This is a genomic window from Myxococcus sp. AB056 (assembly GCF_006547365.1).
Lineage (GTDB): Bacteria > Myxococcota > Myxococcia > Myxococcales > Myxococcaceae > Myxococcus > Myxococcus virescens.
Window position 1 is genome coordinate 18373 of record NZ_VHLB01000032.1, and the last position, 19669, is coordinate 38041.

The 19669-nt window shown below is 69.9% G+C and carries 20 protein-coding genes; 14 read left to right on the plus strand and 6 right to left on the minus strand.

Going from position 1 to position 19669, the window contains the following annotated elements; genetic code table 11:
- Positions 1-7: 7 nt before the first annotated feature.
- Positions 8-1174: an acyltransferase gene (locus FMP39_RS16200; protein ID WP_141591077.1), complete on the minus strand. Its 1167-nt coding sequence runs from the start codon at positions 1172-1174 to the stop codon at positions 8-10.
- A 53-nt stretch (positions 1175-1227) separates the two neighbouring features.
- On the opposite strand from FMP39_RS16200, the gene FMP39_RS16205 reads away from it, so the two are divergent.
- The 13 genes from FMP39_RS16205 to FMP39_RS16265 all read left to right on the plus strand — a co-directional run bounded on the left by FMP39_RS16205 (position 1228) and on the right by FMP39_RS16265 (position 15444).
- The gene (locus tag FMP39_RS16205; RefSeq protein WP_141591079.1) at positions 1228-2040 is read left to right on the plus strand and encodes a hypothetical protein; all 813 of its coding nucleotides are present in this window, start codon (positions 1228-1230) and stop codon (positions 2038-2040) included.
- Positions 2041-2275: 235 nt separating this feature from the next.
- Entirely contained in the window at positions 2276-3385 is a 1110-nt protein-coding gene (locus tag FMP39_RS16210) for a cytochrome-c peroxidase (protein ID WP_141591082.1), read from the plus strand.
- A 40-nt stretch (positions 3386-3425) separates the two neighbouring features.
- Entirely contained in the window at positions 3426-3824 is a 399-nt protein-coding gene (locus tag FMP39_RS16215; RefSeq protein WP_141591084.1) for a hypothetical protein, read from the plus strand.
- Positions 3825-4007: 183 nt separating this feature from the next.
- Positions 4008-4850: a c-type cytochrome gene (locus FMP39_RS16220; protein WP_228558033.1), complete on the plus strand. Its 843-nt coding sequence runs from the start codon at positions 4008-4010 to the stop codon at positions 4848-4850.
- Positions 4847-5464: a respiratory nitrate reductase subunit gamma gene (locus tag FMP39_RS16225; protein ID WP_141591086.1), complete on the plus strand. Its 618-nt coding sequence runs from the start codon at positions 4847-4849 to the stop codon at positions 5462-5464. The genes FMP39_RS16220 and FMP39_RS16225 overlap by 4 nt, the downstream gene beginning before the upstream one ends.
- 69 nt (positions 5465-5533) lie before the next feature.
- The gene (locus tag FMP39_RS16230) at positions 5534-6124 is read left to right on the plus strand and encodes a cytochrome c3 family protein (protein WP_228558034.1); all 591 of its coding nucleotides are present in this window, start codon (positions 5534-5536) and stop codon (positions 6122-6124) included.
- 12 nt (positions 6125-6136) lie between these two features.
- The gene (locus tag FMP39_RS16235) at positions 6137-9115 is read left to right on the plus strand and encodes a TAT-variant-translocated molybdopterin oxidoreductase (RefSeq protein ID WP_141591090.1); all 2979 of its coding nucleotides are present in this window, start codon (positions 6137-6139) and stop codon (positions 9113-9115) included.
- Positions 9112-10590: an NrfD/PsrC family molybdoenzyme membrane anchor subunit gene (gene nrfD, locus FMP39_RS16240; RefSeq protein ID WP_141591092.1), complete on the plus strand. Its 1479-nt coding sequence runs from the start codon at positions 9112-9114 to the stop codon at positions 10588-10590. The genes FMP39_RS16235 and nrfD overlap by 4 nt, the downstream gene beginning before the upstream one ends.
- Complete coding sequence (locus FMP39_RS16245; RefSeq protein WP_011555509.1) at positions 10587-11111, plus strand: DUF3341 domain-containing protein; 525 nt, start codon at positions 10587-10589, stop codon at positions 11109-11111. The genes nrfD and FMP39_RS16245 overlap by 4 nt, the downstream gene beginning before the upstream one ends.
- Positions 11108-11677, plus strand: coding sequence for a cytochrome c (locus tag FMP39_RS16250; RefSeq protein ID WP_141591094.1), 570 nt, complete (start codon positions 11108-11110; stop codon positions 11675-11677). Before FMP39_RS16245 ends, FMP39_RS16250 begins: the two co-directional genes overlap by 4 nt.
- Positions 11674-12870 carry a hypothetical protein gene (locus tag FMP39_RS16255; RefSeq protein ID WP_141591096.1) on the plus strand — a complete coding sequence of 399 codons (1197 nt, stop codon included), beginning with the start codon at positions 11674-11676 and terminating at the stop codon, positions 12868-12870. The genes FMP39_RS16250 and FMP39_RS16255 overlap by 4 nt, the downstream gene beginning before the upstream one ends.
- Before the next feature lie 127 nt (positions 12871-12997).
- Complete coding sequence (locus FMP39_RS16260; protein ID WP_141591098.1) at positions 12998-14071, plus strand: oxidoreductase; 1074 nt, start codon at positions 12998-13000, stop codon at positions 14069-14071.
- Positions 14072-14148: 77 nt separating this feature from the next.
- Entirely contained in the window at positions 14149-15444 is a 1296-nt protein-coding gene (locus FMP39_RS16265) for a YecA family protein (RefSeq protein WP_228558035.1), read from the plus strand.
- 12 nt (positions 15445-15456) lie between these two features.
- Here the strand turns inward: FMP39_RS16265 and FMP39_RS37965 are convergent, their stop codons facing one another.
- The 5 genes from FMP39_RS37965 to FMP39_RS16285 form a co-directional block, all read right to left on the minus strand.
- Positions 15457-15603, minus strand: coding sequence for a hypothetical protein (locus FMP39_RS37965; protein WP_228558036.1), 147 nt, complete (start codon positions 15601-15603; stop codon positions 15457-15459).
- Between the two features lie 175 nt (positions 15604-15778).
- The gene (locus FMP39_RS16270; RefSeq protein ID WP_141255272.1) at positions 15779-16558 is read right to left on the minus strand and encodes a crotonase/enoyl-CoA hydratase family protein; all 780 of its coding nucleotides are present in this window, start codon (positions 16556-16558) and stop codon (positions 15779-15781) included.
- 23 nt (positions 16559-16581) lie between these two features.
- On the minus strand, positions 16582-17475 hold the full coding sequence (locus FMP39_RS16275; RefSeq protein WP_228558037.1) for an alpha/beta fold hydrolase: 894 nt from the start codon (positions 17473-17475) through the stop codon (positions 16582-16584).
- Positions 17472-18095 carry a TetR/AcrR family transcriptional regulator gene (locus tag FMP39_RS16280; protein ID WP_141591103.1) on the minus strand — a complete coding sequence of 208 codons (624 nt, stop codon included), beginning with the start codon at positions 18093-18095 and terminating at the stop codon, positions 17472-17474. Before FMP39_RS16280 ends, FMP39_RS16275 begins: the two co-directional genes overlap by 4 nt.
- Before the next feature lie 99 nt (positions 18096-18194).
- Positions 18195-18863: a hemolysin III family protein gene (locus tag FMP39_RS16285; protein ID WP_368667065.1), complete on the minus strand. Its 669-nt coding sequence runs from the start codon at positions 18861-18863 to the stop codon at positions 18195-18197.
- Between the two features lie 150 nt (positions 18864-19013).
- Between FMP39_RS16285 and FMP39_RS16290 the strand changes: the two genes are divergently transcribed.
- Positions 19014-19655: a TetR/AcrR family transcriptional regulator gene (locus tag FMP39_RS16290; RefSeq protein WP_225909458.1), complete on the plus strand. Its 642-nt coding sequence runs from the start codon at positions 19014-19016 to the stop codon at positions 19653-19655.
- The last annotated feature ends 14 nt before the right edge of the window (positions 19656-19669 follow it).

A 19669-nucleotide genomic window follows, 5' to 3' on the forward strand; every position in this document is an offset into this window, starting at 1 on the left:
CCGGACGTCAGTTCCCGCGCGAGCCCAGGCTGCCCACGCTGGCTTCCAGCGTGGTGGAGCCGGTGCGCCACGGCCGGGCCTGGTCCCTCAGCCACGTCCCAAGGCGGGCCACCAGGGCGCAGCCCACCAGCAGCGATACGCCGATGCCCAGTCCCTCCAGAAGCGTCAGGGTGGGGCCCACGCGGCTGGACAGGCCCGCGTAGCTGGACCAGCCGTACACGATGGGCAGGTGCAGCACGTAGACCCAGAGCGACAGGCGGCCCAGGGGCGCCAGCAGGCCGCTGACCTTGCGCGGCAGCAGGTTGACCACGCCCAGCACCATCATCCCCTGGCCCACGCGGTACGCCACCAGCCACGCGCTGGCGGTGCCCCAGTCCTGGTTCTGCCCGCGCATGAACCAGAAGAGGCCGCCGCCCAGAATCAGCAGCGCCAGCCCCTGCGGCACGCCGGGGCGGAGGGTGCCCAACAGGCTCGCGGCCAGGGCGCCCGCGAAGAAGTAGCTGGCCCACGGGAAGAAGGGGAAGCGGCTGGCGCCGCCACTGCCGATGAGCTGCGTCAGCGGCCCGGGCAACCCTTCGCCCAGGGTCCACAGGGTCGCGCTCACCAGTGGCAGGCCCACCGCGACCACCGCCAGCATCACCGTGCGTCCCCAGCGGCCCGGCGTCACCGCCAGCAGGGTGGCGCCCACCAGGAGGGCGAAGCCGATGCACTGGAGCGCGTCGAAGACGAGCACCTTCGTCAGCATCCGCTCGGTCATCCCCATCTGGATGACCGTGGACCACCCGGGCCAGTGGACGAGGTAGCCCAGGAAGATGAGCAACAGCGCGCGCCGCACCCGCTTGCCGTAGGTGTCCCGGGCCGCGGTGGGCTTCGAGCCCAGCGCCGCGACCACCGCCCACCCCGCGACCATCAGGAACAGGGGCGCGGTGATGCCTCGGCAGGTCCAGTAGTGCTGGACCCACACGTCCGCGCGCACGTCCGGCGACAGCACCGCGTCCAGCGTGTGGCCAATGACCATCGCCATCACCGCGAGTCCGCGCGCGCAGTCGAGTCCGGGGTGCCGGGTGTCTCGTTTCTGGAAGGTGAAGGTAGGGCCGAGTTGACTCACGAGGTCTCCAGCATAGGCCGTGACTCGGGCCACGTCTCGAAAACGCATGAACCCGTCAGCCCCCACTTCACGGAGAGACAGGGCGCCCTGACGGGTCGTGTGGTGCTACAGGGAAAGACATGCACCTGCACGCCCTGCTGCCCAGCTTGCTGTTGCTTGTCTTCCTGGCTCCTCTCGGCGCGCGCGCCGCGTCGGGGGATGAGTGGCTGGGGCCAGACAAGCCCAAGCACTTCGCGGCGTGTTTCGTGTTCGCGGGCGCGGGGTACGCCGGGGGCGCGCTGCTCTTCGACAATCCCCACGCGCGCTGGCTCACCGGCGCGGGGCTCGCGATGGGCGCCGGGGTGGGCAAGGAGCTCTATGACCTGGGGCGCGGGACGACGTTCTCGATGAAGGACCTGGCGTGGGACGCGGTGGGCACGGCGTCCGGGCTCGCGGTGTCGTACGTGGTGGACCGGCTCGTCTTCCGCCGTGACGACACGCCGTCCGAGGTGGCCCGCCGGGCGCGGCTACGTCGCCCCGTCGCGCTCCGCCCCTACGTCGCTGGGGACGGGGGCCTCCCGCGTGGGTTCGCCACGCGCATGGCGTTCGACGAGTTGTACCAGCTCCTCTCGATGCAGCCTCGGGTCCACCGTCACCAGGGCGCCGCCGCGGCCGGAGGCGCTGGAGACGAGCACGGTGACCTTGCCGCGCGGGCATTGGTTCATGCAGCCGGAGGGGAGCACGCGGACCTGTTCTCCCAGGCCGCGTTCGGTGAGCGTGCCTTGGAGCCAGCGCGGCAGGTCCAGTCCTCCGGCACGCGTGCCGCCCTTCATCAGGCACTTCCGGCAGACGAGCACCTCCACGTCCTCCACCGGACCACCGCCGCTGTCGTCCCGCATCCGTCCTCCATCGTCTCGTCGATGCCGCTCGATGCGCCGCGCGCCCGGCCCTGAGGCTCGGGGGCCCTGTTGGTTGCAGCACGCACGGCGGGCTGAGACTGGGAGGTAGCGCGCTGTCAGAAGTCCCGCAGGCCACCCTGGTCGTTCGAGTGCTTCCGGAGCGGGAAGGCGGCCCGGTGGCTGATGGGTCCGGAAAGCGGACGTACAGGGATGTCGCGACACAGCATTCCTCCCGGGCTGATTGCTGGTAGCTTGCGCCGCGCTATCGAAGCGGCCATGGAGGGCTTCCATGATTCAGAACCGGTGGGTCTCGCTGCTGTCGCTGTCCGCTCTGGGCGTCAGTGCGCTCACGGGGTGTGAGCGGACGCCGCCGCCCGCCGAGGCGCCCGTGGCTGCGCCGGAAGCCCAGAAGCTGCCGGCGCCCAAGCCGATGACGGCCGAGCAGCTCGCGCACTTCTTCAAGCCGCTGCCCCAGCGCAAGGACGCGCCGCCTCCTCCCGAGGATACCGATGCCCAGGTGGCGCTGGGGCGGATGCTCTACTTCGAGCCGCGCCTGTCGAAGAACCACGACGTGTCCTGCAACACCTGCCACGGCCTGACGACCTTCGGCGTGGACAACAAGGCGCTGTCGGACGGCCACAAGGGGCTGAAGGGCACGCGCAACTCGCCCACCGTGTACAACGCGGCCGGGCACATCGCGCAGTTCTGGGACGGGCGCGCGGACACGCTGGAGGCGCAGGCCACGGGCCCCATCCTCAATCCGGTGGAGATGGCCATGCCGGATGAGAAGCGCGTGCTGGCCACGCTGACCTCCATCCCGGAGTACACGAAGCGTTTCCGTGAGGCCTTCCCGGGCGACAAGAAGCCGGTGACCATGGCCAACACCGCGCGCGCCATCGCCGCCTTCGAGCGCAAGCTCGTCACGACCTCTCGCTTCGACGCCTTCGTGGGCGGCAAGCACGACGCGCTCACTGAGCAGGAGCAGCGGGGCCTGCAGCTCTTCGCCACCACCGGGTGCACCACCTGCCACAACGGCCCCGCCGTGGGCGGTACCTCCTTCCAGAAGCTGGGCCTCATCGAGGACTACCCGGGCCTGAAGGACGCGGGCCGCTTCGACGCCACGAAGAACGAGGATGACCGGGGCAAGTTCCGAGTGCCCACGCTCCTCAACGTGGACAAGACGGGGCCGTACCTGCACGACGGCAGCGTGGTGGAGCTGCCGCAGATGGTGCGGCTGATGGCGAAGCACCAACTGGCGCGCACGCTGACGGACCCCGAGGTGGACGACCTGGTCGCCTTCCTCAAGAGCCTCACGGGGGAGCTGCCCCCCGCGGAGTTCATCGCCCCGCCGGAGCTTCCCCCCAGCACCGCGAAGACGCCCAAGCCGGACCCGTCTTAAACGTGCGCGGCGCCCCGCGCGTTGCTAAGCAGCGAGGCCCATGGACCGAATGCTCTTCTACGCCCACTCCGGGCTCCGCTATCTGGTGCTGCTGGCTGGAATCCTGGCCCTCGCGTACTTCGTCTCCGGGCTCGCCACCCGGAAGCCCTTCGACAAGCTGGGGCGCATCCTGGGCTCGGCCTACTCCGGGCTGCTCCAGCTTCAGGTGCTGCTGGGCGTCGGCGTGCTGGTGACGCGCTTCTATTACCCGGCGCTCATCGGGCACATCGTGATGATGGTGCTCGCCGCCGGCGTGGCGCAGGCGACGCTGTCCATCAACCGCCGCAAGCCGCAGCCGACCTTCGTGCTGCCGCTGGTGGGCGTGGCGGTGTCCATCGTCTTCATCATCGGCGGCATCATGGCCATTAGCCGTGGCGTGTTCACCACGACGGCGATGTGAGCCGCGCCGGGTAAATGCTGCGCTGAATCACGGCGCGCGGCGCAAATGCTGCGCGCATCAGGCCAACCCCCACGCATGTTCGCCTGGGTGTTGGCCTTTCGTCATTCTGGCCCTCGCATTGCAATTCGTGTCGTGCGTGCCGGGCAGTGAGCCCGGCCTCCCTTCGAGGAGGGGCACGCGGCGATGCGGACACACGCCCAGGACGGACGACCGCGCATGGCGCGGGGGCTCGTCCCCGTCATTCAGCTTCTGGCCCTGGTGGCGGCGCCAGTGGCGGGGGCGCAGAGCGCCTCGCAAGGGGCCACGCTCTTCACGCAGCGCTGCGCCACCTGTCACACGGTGGGCGAGGGCGACCGCGTGGGGCCGGACCTGCACGGCGTCATGGAGCGGCGCGACGAGGCATGGGTCACCCGCTTCATCACCAGCCCCAGCGCCGTCATTGACGAAGGCGACCCGGTGGCGAACGCGCTGCTGAAGCAGTTCAACGGCATCCGCATGCCGGACCAGCAGCTGGCTCCCGAGGAGCTCGGCGCCCTCTACGCCTTCTTCCGCGACTGCACGAAGAAGGGGGCGGGCGGCTGCAAGCCGTCGCCCGCGGCGAAGATGGGCACGGACGCGACCTCGGAAGAGGTTGCGCGCGGCCGCCGGCTCTTCGAGGGCACGGAAGCCCTGGCGAAGGGCGGTCCCGCCTGTTTCGGCTGTCATGACGTGCGCGGGCTGGGCGTGGCGGGCGGCGGCACGCTGGGGCCCAACCTCACCTTCGCCTTCGCGCGCATGGGCGAGCGCGGCATGCGGCCTCTCCTGGCGAAGCTGGACACGCCGATGATGGCCGCGCTGTACGCGAAGGCCCCGCTGGAGGAGGAGGAGCAATACGCCCTCAAGGCGTACCTCGCGGACGTGTCGCGCGACGGCAGCAAGCCTCGCACGGACAGGGACTTCTTCTACCTGGGCCTCGTCGGGATGCTCGCGGTGCTCGGGTTCATGGGCGTTGCCTTCAACGCGCACACCAAGCGAGGTCAGCCGTGAGTGAAGCCCTCTTCTCCGCCATCCCCTACGTGGCGGCGGGCGCGGCCGTGGTGGGCGTGGCGCGCCGGCTGATGGCACGCGCGCCCGCGAATGCCCCCAGCGCGCCCACGCCCTGGACGCTCTCTGGGCGGGCCGTGCTGGCGGGGGGCGTCATCGTGGCCCTCATCCACCTGCTGGGGCTGCTGGCGCCGCGCGCGATGCAGGCCTTCAATGCGTCGCCGGGCCGCCTCTTCACGCTGGAGGCGGTGGGCCTCATTGGCGCGCTGCTGCTCGCCTGGGGTCTGGTGGGCCTGACGCTGCGCCGGGCTCGAGAAGGGCAGTGGAGCACCGCCGCGCTGCTGGGGTTGTTGTTCGCGCAGTCGTGCTCCGGCCTCTACCTGGCGGTGGCGCTGCGCTGGGGCTCGGCCTGGTACGTCCACGTGGTGGTGCCGTACCTGCGCTCGGTGCTGGCCTTCCAGCCGGACGCGTCGCTGCTGACGCAGGCGCCCTTCATCGTCCAGTTCCACACCCTGTTCGGGATGGTGGTGCTGGCCCTGGCTCTCTTCATCCGCGCGCGGCCCGAGCCCATCACCGCGCCCCTGCTCGTCACGCCTCGGGAGGAGACCGCCCGCTGACGCGGCGGCACACCCGTCATGAAAGATGCCTCGAATCGCTTTCCTTGTCGTGCCCTGACCGCTGCCTGGATGGGCCCGCTGGCCGCGCTCTCCCTGGCGGGCTGTAGCGGCCCGGTGAACAACCAGCAGGGCTACATGCCCGAGCAGCCCGTGGCCTTCTCCCACGCCGTCCACGCCGGGCAGTACGGCCTGGATTGTCAGTACTGCCACGTGGGCGCGGAGAAGAGCCGCCACGCCGGCGTGCCCTCCACCAGCGTGTGCATGAACTGCCACACGCAGGTGAAGACGGACTCGCCCGAAATCCAGAAGGTCGCGGCCGCGGTGGCGGAGAACAAGCCGCTGGCGTGGGTGCGCATCCACCGCCTGCCGGACCACGCGTACTTCAACCACGCCAGCCACGTGGGCGCGGGCCTGGACTGCCAGACGTGCCACGGGCCCGTGCAGGAGATGGTGCGCGTGGAGCAGAAGGAGCCCATGACGATGGGCTGGTGCCTGGACTGCCACCGCGACACGGCGGCGAAGCAGGTGTCCGCGCCGCCGCCTTCCGCGCCCCGCGCTGGAGAGCTGTTGGCCCTGTCGTCCGGCGCACCCGCACCGGAGCCACTGAAGGCCCCTCGAATCCTGCAGCCCCCCACGGACTGCTCGAGCTGCCACCGCTGAGGAGTCCCATCCATGTCCGACCCACTTCCCAAGTACTGGCAGAGCCTGGCGGAGCGCGCTGGCGACCTTGGCGCGCTCGCACAGACGCAGGATGAATTCGCGGAGCCGCTCCCCGTGGGCGTCGCCGCCACGCCTCCGGATGCGAACAGCCGCCGCGACTTCTTCAAGCTGATGGGCCTGAGCGCCGCGGCGGCCATGGTGGCCTGCCAGCGCGCGCCGGTGCAGGAAATCATCCCCTACGTGGCGCGCCCGGATGAAGTCACGCCGGGTCTGGCGCTCTGGTACGCGTCCACCTGCAACGGGTGCAGCGCCCGGTGCGGCCTGCTGCTGAAGACGCGCGATGGCCGCCCCATCAAGGTGGAGGGCAACGACGAGCACCCCGTGTCGCGCGGTGGCGTGTGCGCGGTGGGCCAGGCGTCGGTGCTGTCGCTCTACGACGCGAGCCGCGCCCGTTACCCCACCCGCGGCGCCACGCGCGTGTCCTGGACGGACCTGGACGCGGACGTCACGCAGGCCCTGCGCAAGGCCACCGAGGCGGGGAAGGGCATCCGCGTGGTATTGCCCTGGCACCTGGGGCCCACGGCGGAGGCGGCCGTGAAGCGCTTCCTGGCCGCGTACCCCACCGCGCGGACCGTGCGCGACGAAGCGCTGGGGGAGCTGTCCGCCATCGCCGACGCCCACCGTGTCACGCATGGCGTGCACGCCGTGCCGGACTACCGCTTCGACAAGGCCGCCGTCATCGCCAGCTTCGGCGCGGACTTCCTGGGGACGTGGGTGTCGCCCGTGGCCTTCACCCGGCAGTACGCGGAGTCGCGCGACGCGGCCCGGCGCCGGACGATGTCGCGGCACTTCCAGGTGGAGCCGGTGATGACGCTCACCGGTGCCGCCGCGGACCGCCGCTTCGTGGTGGCGCCTTCCGATGTGGCGCTGGTGCTGGCGGACCTGGTGCGGCGGCTGGCGGTGAAGGCGGGCCGCGAGGTGCCCGGACTGGCGTCGCTGCCGCCGCCCGCGCTGGACGAGGCCGCGAGGGTGGAGCTCGCGGACTCGCTGTGGGCCCAGCGCCAGGATGCCCTGGTGGTGGCGGGCGGTGATGACGTGGCCACGCAGGTGCTGGCCAACACCGCCAACGCGCTGCTGGGCAACGAGGGCCACACGGTGTCGCTGGCGGACGGCACGGCGCTGGACGCGGACGCGCTGTCCTTGGGGACGCTGCTGACCGAGCTGCGCGCCGGCAGCGTGGGCGCGGTGCTCTTCATGGGCGTCAATCCCGTCTACAGCGACCCGCGCGGCGCGGAGCTGGCCGCGCTGCTGAAGGACGTGCCGCTCACGCTGTCCACCAGCGACCGGCGGGACGAGACGGCCGTGCACGTGGGCCTCCATGCACCGGAGTCCACCGCGTTGGAGTCGTGGGGCGACGCGGAGGTGCGCCGGGGCGTCGTGTCACTGCGCCAGCCCGCGGTGGCGCCACTACACGAGACGCGCAGCGGCGTGGAGTCGCTGCTCCAGTGGGCGGGAGCGCCCCAGCCGCACTACGACTTCCTCCGCGCGCGCTGGGAGGCGGAGGTCTTCCCCCAGGCCAGCGGCCTGGGGCAGGGCTTCATCGCCTTCTGGGACGATGCCCTCCGCCGAGGCGTGGTGACGCTCGGCGCCGCCGCGGCGGAAGCGCCCGCCTTCCGCGAGGAGGGGCTGGCGAAGGCGCTGGCCGGCGTGGCCCGTCATGCCTCGGAGTGGGAGCTGGTGCTGTATCCCACGGTGGCGCTGCGTGACGGTGCCCCCGCGAACAACGCCTGGCTCCAGGAGGTGGCGGACCCCATCACCAAGGTGACGTGGGGCAACCCGGCGTGCATCGCTCCGGCCCGCGCGAAGGCGCTGGGACTGAAGGACGGAGACGTCGTCCAGGTGCGCGCGGGGAGCACGACGCTGTCGGTGCCCGTGCTGGTGCAGGCGGGAACGCACCCCTCCGTCATCGCGGTGGCGGTGGGCTACGGCCGCACGCAGGCCGGGCGCGTCGCGGATGGCATCGGCGTCAATGGCTACCCGCTGTCGGCGGTGGTGGACGGACGCGCGCGGCGCACGGTGCCTGGCGTCACGGTGCAGGCCACCGGCGAGCAGCAGCCCCTGGCGCTGACGCAGACGCACCACCGGCTGGAGGGAAGGCCGCACGTGCGCGAGGCGGAGCTGGCCGCCTTCCTGGCCAACCCGCGCGCGGGCAACGAGGTGCAGGCGGGGCACGGCGGGGGAGGGCACTCGCTCTCCCTGTGGTCGGGGCACGAGTACAAGGGGCATCGCTGGGCGCTGGCGGTGGACCTGAGCGCCTGCACGGGGTGCTCGGCCTGTGTGGTGTCGTGCCAGGCGGAGAACAACATCCCCAGCGTGGGGCGCGACGAGGTGCTGCGCCGGCGGGACATGCACTGGATGCGCATCGACCGGTACTACCAGGGGGACGAAGCCAATCCCCAGGTCGTCCACCAGCCGATGATGTGCCAGCACTGTGAGAATGCCCCGTGCGAGACGGTGTGCCCGGTGCTGGCCACGGTGCACTCCAGCGAGGGCCTCAATCAGCAGGTCTACAACCGCTGCGTGGGGACGCGGTACTGCGCCAACAACTGCCCCACGAAGGTCCGCCGCTTCAACTGGTTCGACTACGAGCACGCCGAGCCGCTGGAGCGGATGGTGCTCAACCCGGACGTCGTGGTGCGCAGCCGGGGCGTCATGGAGAAGTGCTCGATGTGCGTACAGCGCATCCAGGAGTCCAAGGCCGCCGCGAACCGGGAAGGCCGCCCGCTGCGTGACGGGGCCATCCAGACGGCGTGCCAGCAGAGCTGCCCTGCGAAGGCCATCCACTTCGGTGACGTGAACGACCCCGACAGCCAGGTAGCGCGACTGGCGAAGGACGGGCGCGCGTTCCGGCTGCTGGAGGAGCTGAACATCGGGTCGTCCATCACCTACCTCACGAAGATCCGGAACACCGGGTCGGGAAGCGGCACATGAGCAACCAGCATCTGTCCCCGCTGCGCGAACCGCTCGTCACCGAGCCGCGCTCCCTGGGCCAGCTCACCGAGGAGATCTGCGCCCCCATGGAGCGGGCCCCCACGTGGAAGTGGTGGGTGGCCTTTGGCATCGCGGTGTCCGTGCTCGGCACGGGCGCCGGCATCGTCGGCTACCAGGTGGCCACGGGCATCGGCGTGTGGGGCCTCAACAAGACGATTGGCTGGGCCTTCGACATCACCAACTTCGTGTTCTGGGTGGGCATCGGCCACGCCGGCACGCTCATCTCCGCCATCCTCTTCCTCTTCCGGCAGAAGTGGCGCACCAGCATCAACCGCGCGGCGGAGGCGATGACGCTGTTCGCCGTCATGTGCGCGGCGCTCTTCCCCCTCATCCACATGGGCCGGCCATGGCTGGCCTTCTGGGTGATGCCGTATCCGAACGATCGCGGCAGCCTGTGGGTGAACTTCCGCTCGCCGCTCTTGTGGGACGTGTTCGCCATCTCCACGTACTTCACCGTGTCGGCGGTGTTCTGGTACGTGGGCCTGATTCCGGACCTGGCCACCGTGCGCGACAGGGCGAAGGCGGGGATTCGCAAGGCCGTCTTCAAGGTGATGTCGCTGGGGTGGACGGGCTCGAACCGGACGTGGAGCCGCTACGAGACGGTGTACCTGCTGCTGGCGGGCCTGGCGACGCCGCTGGTGCTCAGCGTGCACACCATCGTCTCCATGGACTTCGCCACGTCGGTCATCCCCGGCTGGCACACCACCATCTTCCCGCCGTACTTCGTCGCGGGCGCGGTGTTCAGCGGCTTCGCCATGGTGCTGACGCTGATGATCATCACCCGCGTGGTGCTGGGCTACGAGCACCTCATCACCCTGCGCCACCTGGAGAACATGACGAAAATCATCATCGTCACGGGTGGCCTGGTGTCGCTGGCGTACGCGACGGAGTTCTTCATCGCCTGGTACTCGGGCAACCCCTACGAGCGCTTCGCCTTCATGAACCGCGCCTTCGGTCCCTACGCCTGGGCGTACTGGATCATGGTGACGTGCAACGTGGTGTCGCCGCACCTCTTCTGGTTCAAGAAGATTCGCACCTCGCCCGCGGCCATCTTCGTCCTGTCGCTGGTCATCAACGTGGGCATGTGGTTCGAGCGCTTCGTCATCATCGTCACCAGCCTCCACCGCGACTTCCTGCCGTCGAGCTGGGCCATGTACACGCCGACGATGGTGGAGGTGGGGACCTTCATCGGCACCTTCGGTCTCTTCTTCACGCTGTTCCTGCTCTTCGTCCGCGTGCTGCCCATCATCTCCATCGGCGAGGTGAAGAGCGTGCTGGGCTTCGCGCGTGACGGTCATGCGGCGCAGCCACACCCGCCCGCGAAGCCCATCGCCGAGGAGCCGCACCCCGTGGCCCACCGGCCCGCGTCGCCGGTGCCGCTGGCCATCGCCACCCGAAAGGATGCACCTGTATGAGTGCCCCGGTTCTCATCGGCTACTTCGACAGTGAGGCGCAGGTGCTCGACGCCACCCGGGCGGTGCGGGAGGCGGGCTTCGTCCTCCACGACGTGTACACGCCGTACGCGGTGCACGGTTTGGATGATGCCATGGGCCTCAAGCCCAGCCGCCTCACCTGGGTGTGCTTCGGCGCGGGCCTGCTGGGCTGCACGCTGGCGCTGTCGCTCCAGTACTACACCAGCGTCGTGAGCTGGCCGCTCAACGTGGGCGGCAAGCCCTTCAACTCGTTCCCCGCGTTCATCCCGGTGACCTTCGAGCTGACGGTGCTGTTCGCGGCGCTGGCGACGGTGGCGGCCTTCCTGGCGCGGGCGAAGCTCTTCCCCGGGAGCCGCCGCTCGGTGCTCCCGCGTGTCACGGATGACCGGTTCGCCATCGCGGTGACGCCGCGCGAGGCCCCCTCGGAGCTGGACGCGGCCGAGGACCTGATGCGCCGCCACGGCGCGGTGGCGACGGACCTGCTGGAGGAGGTGGCGTCGTGAGAAGGCTGCACCTGGGCGTGGTGGTCCTGAGTCTGACCGTCGCGGGCTGCGAGCAGGACGAGACGCGGCCCAACTTCGAATACGCGCCGGACATGGTGTCGTCCGTGCCGTTCGACACCTTCGCGGCCAACCCCGTCACCGTGGACGGCAAGACGCTGCTGGCGCCGGTGAAGGGGACGGTGCCGCGTGGGTATCAGCCGCTGCACCTGGCCGCGGGCGCCGAGGAGGCGGCACGCGCGGGGCGGGAGCTCCAGAATCCGTACCCGGCCTCTCCGGAGGTCCTGGCGCGGGGCAAGGTGACCTTCTCGCGCTACTGCGGGCCGTGCCACGGCCCGGAGGGCCTGGGAGACGGGCTCGTCACCGCGCGCTTCCCCATGCCGCCGTCGCTGCTGGCGGAGCGCGCGAAGCAGCTCCCCGACGGGCAGGTGTTCCACATCATCACCCACGGGCAGGGGCTGATGCCGGCCCATGGCTCGCAGGTGGCTCCAGAGGACCGGTGGAAGATTGTCCACTACGTCCGGACCTTGCAGGACCCCGCGCGGACGGCGCGGAAGGACGTGCCATGAGCGCTTCGACGCATGAGGCCGCCGCTGTTTCGACCAGTGGCTTCGAGGTTCCTCCCGCCGTGCACCGCGCGGCGCAGGTGTTGGCCGGCGTGGGCCTGGGCATCCTGGTGGCGGGGTTGGCCATCGCGCGTGAGCGTGCCCTGACGAGCCTGCTCACCAGCGGCTTCTACTTCCTCTGCCTGGGCCTGGGCGGCGCGGTGTTCCTGGCGCTGATGTACGTGGCCAACGCGGGCTGGTTCACCGTGTTCAAGCGCATCCCCGAGGCCTTCGCGGCCTACGTGCCCTGGGGGGCCGTGACGATTCTGGCGCTGCTGCCCTTCGTGTCCACGCTGTATCCGTGGGCGAAGCCGGGCGTCATGGAGACGGACCACCTGCTGCACGAGAAGGCCGCCTTCCTCAACGTGCCCTTCTTCGCGGTCCGCATGGTGGTGATGCTGGCGCTGTGGGTGGGCTTCACGTGGATGCTGCGGCGCATCTCCCTGCGGCAGGACGCGGAGCGCTCCCTGGAGCTGGCCGGGCGCAACGTGACGGTGTCGGCGGTGTTCCTGGTGCTCTTCTCGCTGACCTTCTGTCTGGCCGCGTTCGACTGGTTGATGACCCTGGAGCCGCACTGGTTCAGCACCATCTACGCGCTCTACAACATCGCGGGCCTGCTCAGTTCCACGGTGTGCGCCATCACCGTGACGGCGATCCTGCTCCACCGCGCGGGCGCGCTGCCGCAGCTCAACACCAGCCACCTTCACGATTTGGGCAAGCTGATGTTCGGCTTCGCCACGCTGTGGGCCTATCTGTGGTTCTCGCAGTTCCTGCTCATCTGGTACGCGAACATCCCGGAGGAGACGGTCTACTTCGTCACCCGGCTGCACGGCACCTGGGCGGTGGCCTTCTATGTGAATGTGGCGCTCAACTGGGCGCTGCCCTTCGTGCTGCTGCTGCCGAGGCCCGCGAAGCGCAATCCGTCGCACCTGCTGCGGGTGGCCGCCATCCTCCTGGTGGGCCGCTGGCTGGACCTGTACCTGATGGTGGTGCCTGGTGGTCAGCCTGACGGTGTCTCCCTGGGGGTGTTCGAACTCGCCGGCTTCGTGGGAATGGCGGCGCTCTTCACATTGGCGGTGACGCGCACCGTGCGCTCCACGCCCATGGTGCCGGTGGGGGACCCGTACCTGGTGGAGAGCCTGCACCACCACACCTGAGCCTGCTTCAGAGAAAGGGAGCGGTGGAAGCCTCGGCGCCGAGGCCTCCCCGGAAGCCCGCTCCCAACCGCGACGCCGCCCGTCCTCCTCGGCGGGCGGCGTTGCCCTTTCCAGGGTAGGGTGCGACATGGCCTTCTCCCCTCTTGGACGAGCCCCCCTCCGAGTGGCCTTGCTGGGCTACGGCATCGCGGGCAGGTCCATCCACGCTCCGCTGATTCAAGGTGTGGACGGGCTGGTGCTCCAGGTCGTCGCCTCGCGCCAGGAAGAGGCGGTGCGGTCCACGCTGCCACACGTCACCCTCTGCGGCTCCCATGAGGACGGAGCCACACATGCCGACGTGGACCTGGTTGTCATCGCCACGGCGAATGACCGACACGCGCCGCTGGCCGAGGCCGCGCTCCGGGCGGGAAAGCACGTCGTCGTCGACAAGCCCTTCACCATCACCCTGGCCGAAGCCCGCGCGTTGCGGGCCCTGGCGGAGTCGCGTGGCCTGCTGCTCTCGGTGTTCCACAACCGCCGTTGGGACACCGACTTCCTGGCGTTGAAGGCGCTGCTGGCGGAAGGCACCCTGGGCCACGTTGCTCACGTCGAGTCGCGCTTCGACCGGTTCCGTCCGGAGGTCCGCACCCAGTGGCGGGAACAGATGGTTCCGGGCGCGGGCGTGTGGTTCGACCTGGGGCCGCACCTCGTCGACCAAGCGCTGCAACTGTTTGGACTGCCGGAGTCGGTGTCCGGTACGCGCGAGGTCTTGCGCGAGGGCGCTTTCGTCGATGACTGGTTCCAGTACACGCTCGTCTATCCACGGCGGCAGGTGGTGCTCCAAGCCTCCATGCTCATCGCGGCCCTGATGCCTCGCTTCGCCGTACATGGCTCACGGGGCTCGTGGCTCACCTTGGGCAGGGAGCCGCAGGTGCCACGTCTGGTGATGGGTGAGTCTCCAGAAGGCGCGGAGTGGGGCGAGGCCCCGTCGCCTGGACGGCATGGCGCGCCTACCGTCGCTTCGGCAGGGGATTACCGCCAGTACTATGCGGGCATCCGGGATGCCCTGCTGGGAGGGGCGCCCAACCCCGTGACGCCCATCCAGGCCGTGGCCGTCCAGGCCGTGCTGGAGGCGGGCATCCGGGCGCAAGAGCGTGGCGGCGCACAGGGCCTGGACCTCTCGGGGGCGGAGCGTGCCGCCTTCGACGCAGGCGCTGCTTGATTCCCGCCCGGTGGGATGCCTACTCCTAGCCCCGTCGTGGACTCTCCTTGTCGCCTGCGCGACCCCCTGAGGACCTCTTGAGCTCGAAGAAGCCCGGCCGAAACGACCCGTGTCCCTGTGGCAGTGGCAAGAAGTACAAGGTCTGCCATGCCGCCGAGGACCGGGCCCGCGCCGCGCCGCCCGCCGCCCCCGCCTCGTCCGCCAGGGCCGACCTCGAGGCGGCGATGGAAGTGCTGGGCGACCCCGATGTGTCCAAGCTGTCCGGTGCCCTGGAGCGGCTGGCGGAGTTGCTGACGGACTGGGGCCCGGCGCCGGGCCTGCGCTTCGATGTGAAGGCCTTCTCCGAGCACGTGGGGAATGAACTGGCCCGCCTTTCGGAGAACACGGAGCAGGACGCCGCCAGCGCCCGTCGCGAGCTCTTGGTGGGAACGGTGCGCGCGCTCGGCGCGCCTACATTCCTGGAGGCGCTCGGCGCCGCGCTGATGTCCAAGATGTCCACGCCCGGCCTGTCCGCGGAGGACCGGCGTGCCATCGGCGTGGGCACACTGCTGGCCTCCGCGTCCAAGCGGATGGGCAAGGCCCGGCCGGAGGACATCCCCGTCCTGGACGTCGTCTTCGACGTGCAGTTCCGCGAGTGGAGCGCCAGGCACAAGGAGCTGTCCCAGAAGTACGAGGCGCTGGTGAAGGGGCTGGAGGAGGAATCCCTCTCCGACGAGGCGAAGGCCGCGCTCCAACAGGCTCGCGGCGGCGACGTGGGCGCGCTGCTCAAGTACGTGCAAGAGGACCCGGAGCTGGCCGAGCGCATCGCTCGCGAGGCCAAGGAGCGCGCCGCCCGCGTGGAGGCGTGGCTGCGGGCCTCGACGACGCCGGCCGTCTTCTCGCCCGAAGAGGAGCTGTGGCTCACATGCGCGCTCTGGGACCCGATGCAGGCGCTGAAGGCCCTGCCTACGGGCACGGAGCCCTCGGTGCGCCGGGACGCGGTGACGGCGCTGATGCGCGCGGTGAAGGGCGCGCTCGACGAGGACTTCCTCGTGGGGCTGCTCGACCGGTTGCGGGAGAAGGCGAAGGATGCGGCCGCGGATGACGCCACCCGCACGGCGTACATGGACGCCGCCATCGCCTTCGAGGCGGAGCCCGCGCGGATGACGCTCGCCGCGCTGCTCACGGCACGGAAGGAAGCAGAGGGGCGCTCGCCCGAGGAGATGGTGGCGCTGGCCGACCTCAAGGCGCTCACCGCGTGGACGCCGGAGGCCTTCGAGCCCTACCGCGCGCTGCTGCTGAGCATGGGCCTGCCTGCCGCCGCCGCGCGCATCGAGCGCTGCCAGGCATGGCTCAAGGAACATCCGGTGACGCTGCGCACCGAGCAGGCCTGAGCCAGGACTGCGTCAGGACGCCTCGGGCCGACGACGGCGCGGGGCGTCCACGGGGCGCACGTTGTTCACGTCGACCATGTTGAATGAGCCCCAGTGCATGGCCGCCGCATGGGTGGGCGACGAAGATGAGCGGCCAATGCCTCGGTAGTCGAGGGTCAAGGTCTCGAAGCCGCTCCGGGCCGGTCGCGCCCGGAACGCGGATGCGTCCGCGAGGGGCGCTGTGGCGGCAAAGAGGCTCGCGCAGCGCGAGAATCCGTCGGACGCGCGGAGCGGAGGTGGGCTCCCCGTGATGGGGCTCTGGATGCGCTGGCATGCTCCGGGCCTCCTGAGACGGTCATCGGCCTCGGAAGGTCGCGGGCCGGCGTTCGAAGTGGGCGGAGAGCGCCTCCTGCACGTCCTCGGTCGTCGCGAGCTGCTGGATGGCCGGCAGGAGCTTCGCAGCCGCGGCGCGCTCCCCTTCGAGGACGGCCGTCCGCGCGCTTTCGATCGTCGCCTTGATGGCGAGGGGCGGCTTCGACGCGATGCGGGCCGCGAGGCCCATCGCAGTTTCCATCAACGCCTCGCGCGAGACGACACGCTGCACGAGCCCCAACCGGTGCGCTTCACGCGCGTCGAGCGCATCGCCCGTCAGCAGGTACTGCATCGCGTTGCCCCAACCCATGGTCCGCACCCACCGGGCCGTGCCCCCGCCGAAGGGGAAGATGCCTCGGTCGATTTCAATCTGCTCGAAGGTTGCGTCCTCGGAAGCCACCGTGATGTCGGCCGCGAGCATCAGTTCGATACCGAGCGTGAGGCACTTGCCATGCACCGCGATGATGAGCGGCTTCGTTCTCGCGGGGCCATGCGTGGCCCACGGGTCGATGCCCGCCGCGCTGAACAGCGTCTGGGCGTCACCCAGCCTGGGAAACACATCCATGAGGTCCAGCCCCGCCGTGAACACGGTGCCGTGAGCGAAGAGCACGCACACCCGGACGTTCTCGTCGGCCTCGGCCCGCCCCAGCGCACCCGAGAGTTGCTCGATGAGCGCGATGTTCATCGCGTTCCGCTTCTCAGGGCGGTTCAGTCCAATCTTCCGCACGAACCCTTCGGTCTCTTCCGTGATGAAGTTGCTCATGAGTCCCTCATTGGGTGGTGGAGTCACTTCGTCTGTTCGAGCCAATCCGCCGCCTCCATCCAGACGGCCTCGGGCGTGCTGGAGCGGAACCAGCCGAAGTGGCCGATGCGCTTCATGCCGAGCTCCGCGGGCGTGCGGTGCAGGTGCTCGCGCGTCGCGTTCGGGTAGTAGTCGAGCAACGCACGCGCTGCGGCCTCCGGCGCGATGGCGTCGTCGGAGAAGCTGTAGAGCCGTATGCGTGCCCGGACCCGGTCGTTGTACGGCCTCAGCGGCGCGCCGTTGTCATCGGAGACGTAGTGTGGGTTGCGGCACCAGCGCGCCCACTGCTTCGCGATGCCTCCCGGCAGGTCTTCCGAGCCCACGGCGCGGCCCGGGAAGTAGCCCAGCAGCGCGACGGAGACGGGCAGCGCGACGTACCAGATGGCGGCCAAAGCCAGCCTCTGGCGGAGCGGCCAGTGCCGCCACCAGCCGTGCTGTGAGCCAATCAGCAGCACGGACTGGATGCGCGAGGCGTTCTCCGCCAGCCCCAGCATCTGCCCGCCCGCCGAGTGGCCCACGACGGCCAGCCGGTGCGAGGGGAACCGAGCCGTCACCCAGTCCAGCACGGCGGGCGTGTCCAGCTCGCCCCAGTCCTGGAAACGGGCCTGGTTGCGCAGGGACGCGTCGACGACCGAGTCCCCCATGGTCCGGTAGTCATACGTGACGACCGTGAAGCCTCGGCCCGAGAGGAACCGGGCGAAGGCGTCGTAGTACCTGCGCGGCACGGCCGTCGCGGGATTGATCTGGACGACCACGCCATTGTCCTGGAGCCCCTGATACACCGTCGCGGCCAGTGGGAGCCCATCTCGGGCGGGAATCCGGACGACCTCCGGTGAGGCGGTCGCGACGGGAGCGGGCAGGGCGTCATCCTGTATCATGGCACCTTCCTGGAGGGGGCTGTCTCCGGACGCAGGCATCGCCAGGCGGCATCTGCGAGGACCTTTTCGATGCCGGCCTTGAGCTCCACGTGACCGTTGGCCCAGGCGCGCAGCAATTCCTGGGCGGGGCCGAGCATCAGCGGCATGTAGACGGCCGGAGGCAGTGGCAGCAGCTCGCCCGCCTGGGCATGGGCCTTCATCCGGCTGAAGCCTTCCCGGATGAAGTCGCCCGTCGCGGATTGGATTTCCTGTTCGGCCGCGGCCACGGCTTCCTCACGGCGCATGCGCAGGAGATAGCGGGCGGCCTCCGGGTGCTCCCGGGACCAGGCGATGTGGTGGGTGACGATGGTGCGCACGAAGGCTTCCGCGTCGTGCTTCCGCTCCAGCCGCCCCCGCAACGACTCCTGATGGAGGCGCAGGCAGTCGATGTAGAGCGCCACCGCGATGCCTTCCTTCGCACCGAAGTGGTGGTAGACGCTGCCCACGCTGGCGCCGCTGACCTTGCGGATGTCCTCGATGGTCGTTGCCGCCCAGCCCAGCCGGGAGAAGCAATCCAGCGCGGCATCCAGGATGGCGCGACGGCTCTGCTCGCCAGTCGCGCTGCGACGTTTACGCTCCATGACTAGAATCTGATTCTAGAGTCAGATTCTAGTCAAGCGGCCGGCCGGGCCGGCCCATGTTGTCTGGAGGTCAGAACGCTGACCCTGGCATTCCTGTGTCTACAGGGTCGCGGCGCGGACGAGCCGCAGGACGACCGTGAAGTGGAGCCCCGCACCAACCAGCGTCAGCGCGTGGAACAGCTCGTGGTAGCCGAAGACGCCGGGCCGGAGGTTCGGCCGCTTCAGGGCATAGGCGAGGGCGCCCGCCGTGTAGGCGACGCCCCCCGCGAGGATGAGCGCCAGGTTGCTGCCCGTGAGGGCTTGCCGTGCTTCATCGAAGTACGGCACCAGCGTCCAGCCGACCGCGACGGCCAACGCCGCCGTCACCACCTTGGGCGCCTGTATCCAGAACAGCGACTGCAGGACTCCAGCGAGCGCGCCTGCCCAGATGAGGAGCAGCAGGCGGTTGCCCGCGGCCCCGGAGATGCCCAGCAGCGCGACGGGCGTATAGGTGCCCGCGATGAGGATGAAGATGGAGGCGTGGTCCATGCGCCGCATCCACGTCCTCCCTCGCGTGGACCAGTTCACCCGGTGGTAGGTCGCGCTGACCGAGAACAACACCACCAGGCTGACGGCGAACACGGCGGCGGCCGCCGCGGCCCGGTCGGTCGGGGCCATCAAGACGAGCACCAGGCCCGCTCCCAGCGCACCCGTGGCGGCGAACTGATGCAGGACCCCCCGCAGTTTCGGCTTCTCCGCGGCCTGGGCGCTCAGGACCGGCCCCCCGATTCGAGGACGGCGAGGACGTTGAGCTCGGCTGTGTCGGACAAGACGGCTCGGCGAGAGACGGGATACATGAGGGGCTCCAACTCCACCGGAGAGTTACCAGTTGGTAGGTTCCGGTTGGGTAACTTACTGTTGGGTAGGTTAGAGGTCAACGTGGCGACGAAGAAGCGACTCTCGGGTGCCGACCGCCGGGTCCAGTTGATGGCGGTGGGGCGAGGCGTGTTTGCCTCGAAGGGGTACGAGGCGACCTCCATCGAGGAGGTGGCCCATCAAGCGGGCGTGTCGAAGCCCATCGTCTACGAACACTTCGGCGCGAAGGAGGGGCTCTACGCGGCCATCGTGGACCGGGAAATGGATGACCTGGTGACGCGCGTGTCGGAGAGCATCGCCTCGGGCACGCCCCGCGAACGGTTCGAGCGGGCGGTGCTGGCCTTCATGACGTACGCCAAGGAGGAGCCCGCGGGCTTCGCGGTGATGACGCGCGATTCACCGCTGGCGGCTGGACGGCGAGGCCTGACGCGCGTCATCGACGACCTCGCGCTGCGGGTCTCGGACATCTTCAAGAGCGAGTTCGAGCACGCTGGCTACAACCCCAAGGTCGCGCCCATCTATGCGAACGCGCTGGTGGGCATGGTGACGCAGGTGGGGCAGTGGTGGGCGGAGGATGGGCGCTCCTTCTCGATTGACCACGTCGCGCGCCACGTCGCGGCGCTCGGGTGGATGGGATTGCGGCACCTGCCGAAGGAACCGGCTGCTTCGAACGGGCGGCGTGGCGCGAAGCGACGCGGCGGTTGAGCCCCGCGGAGCGC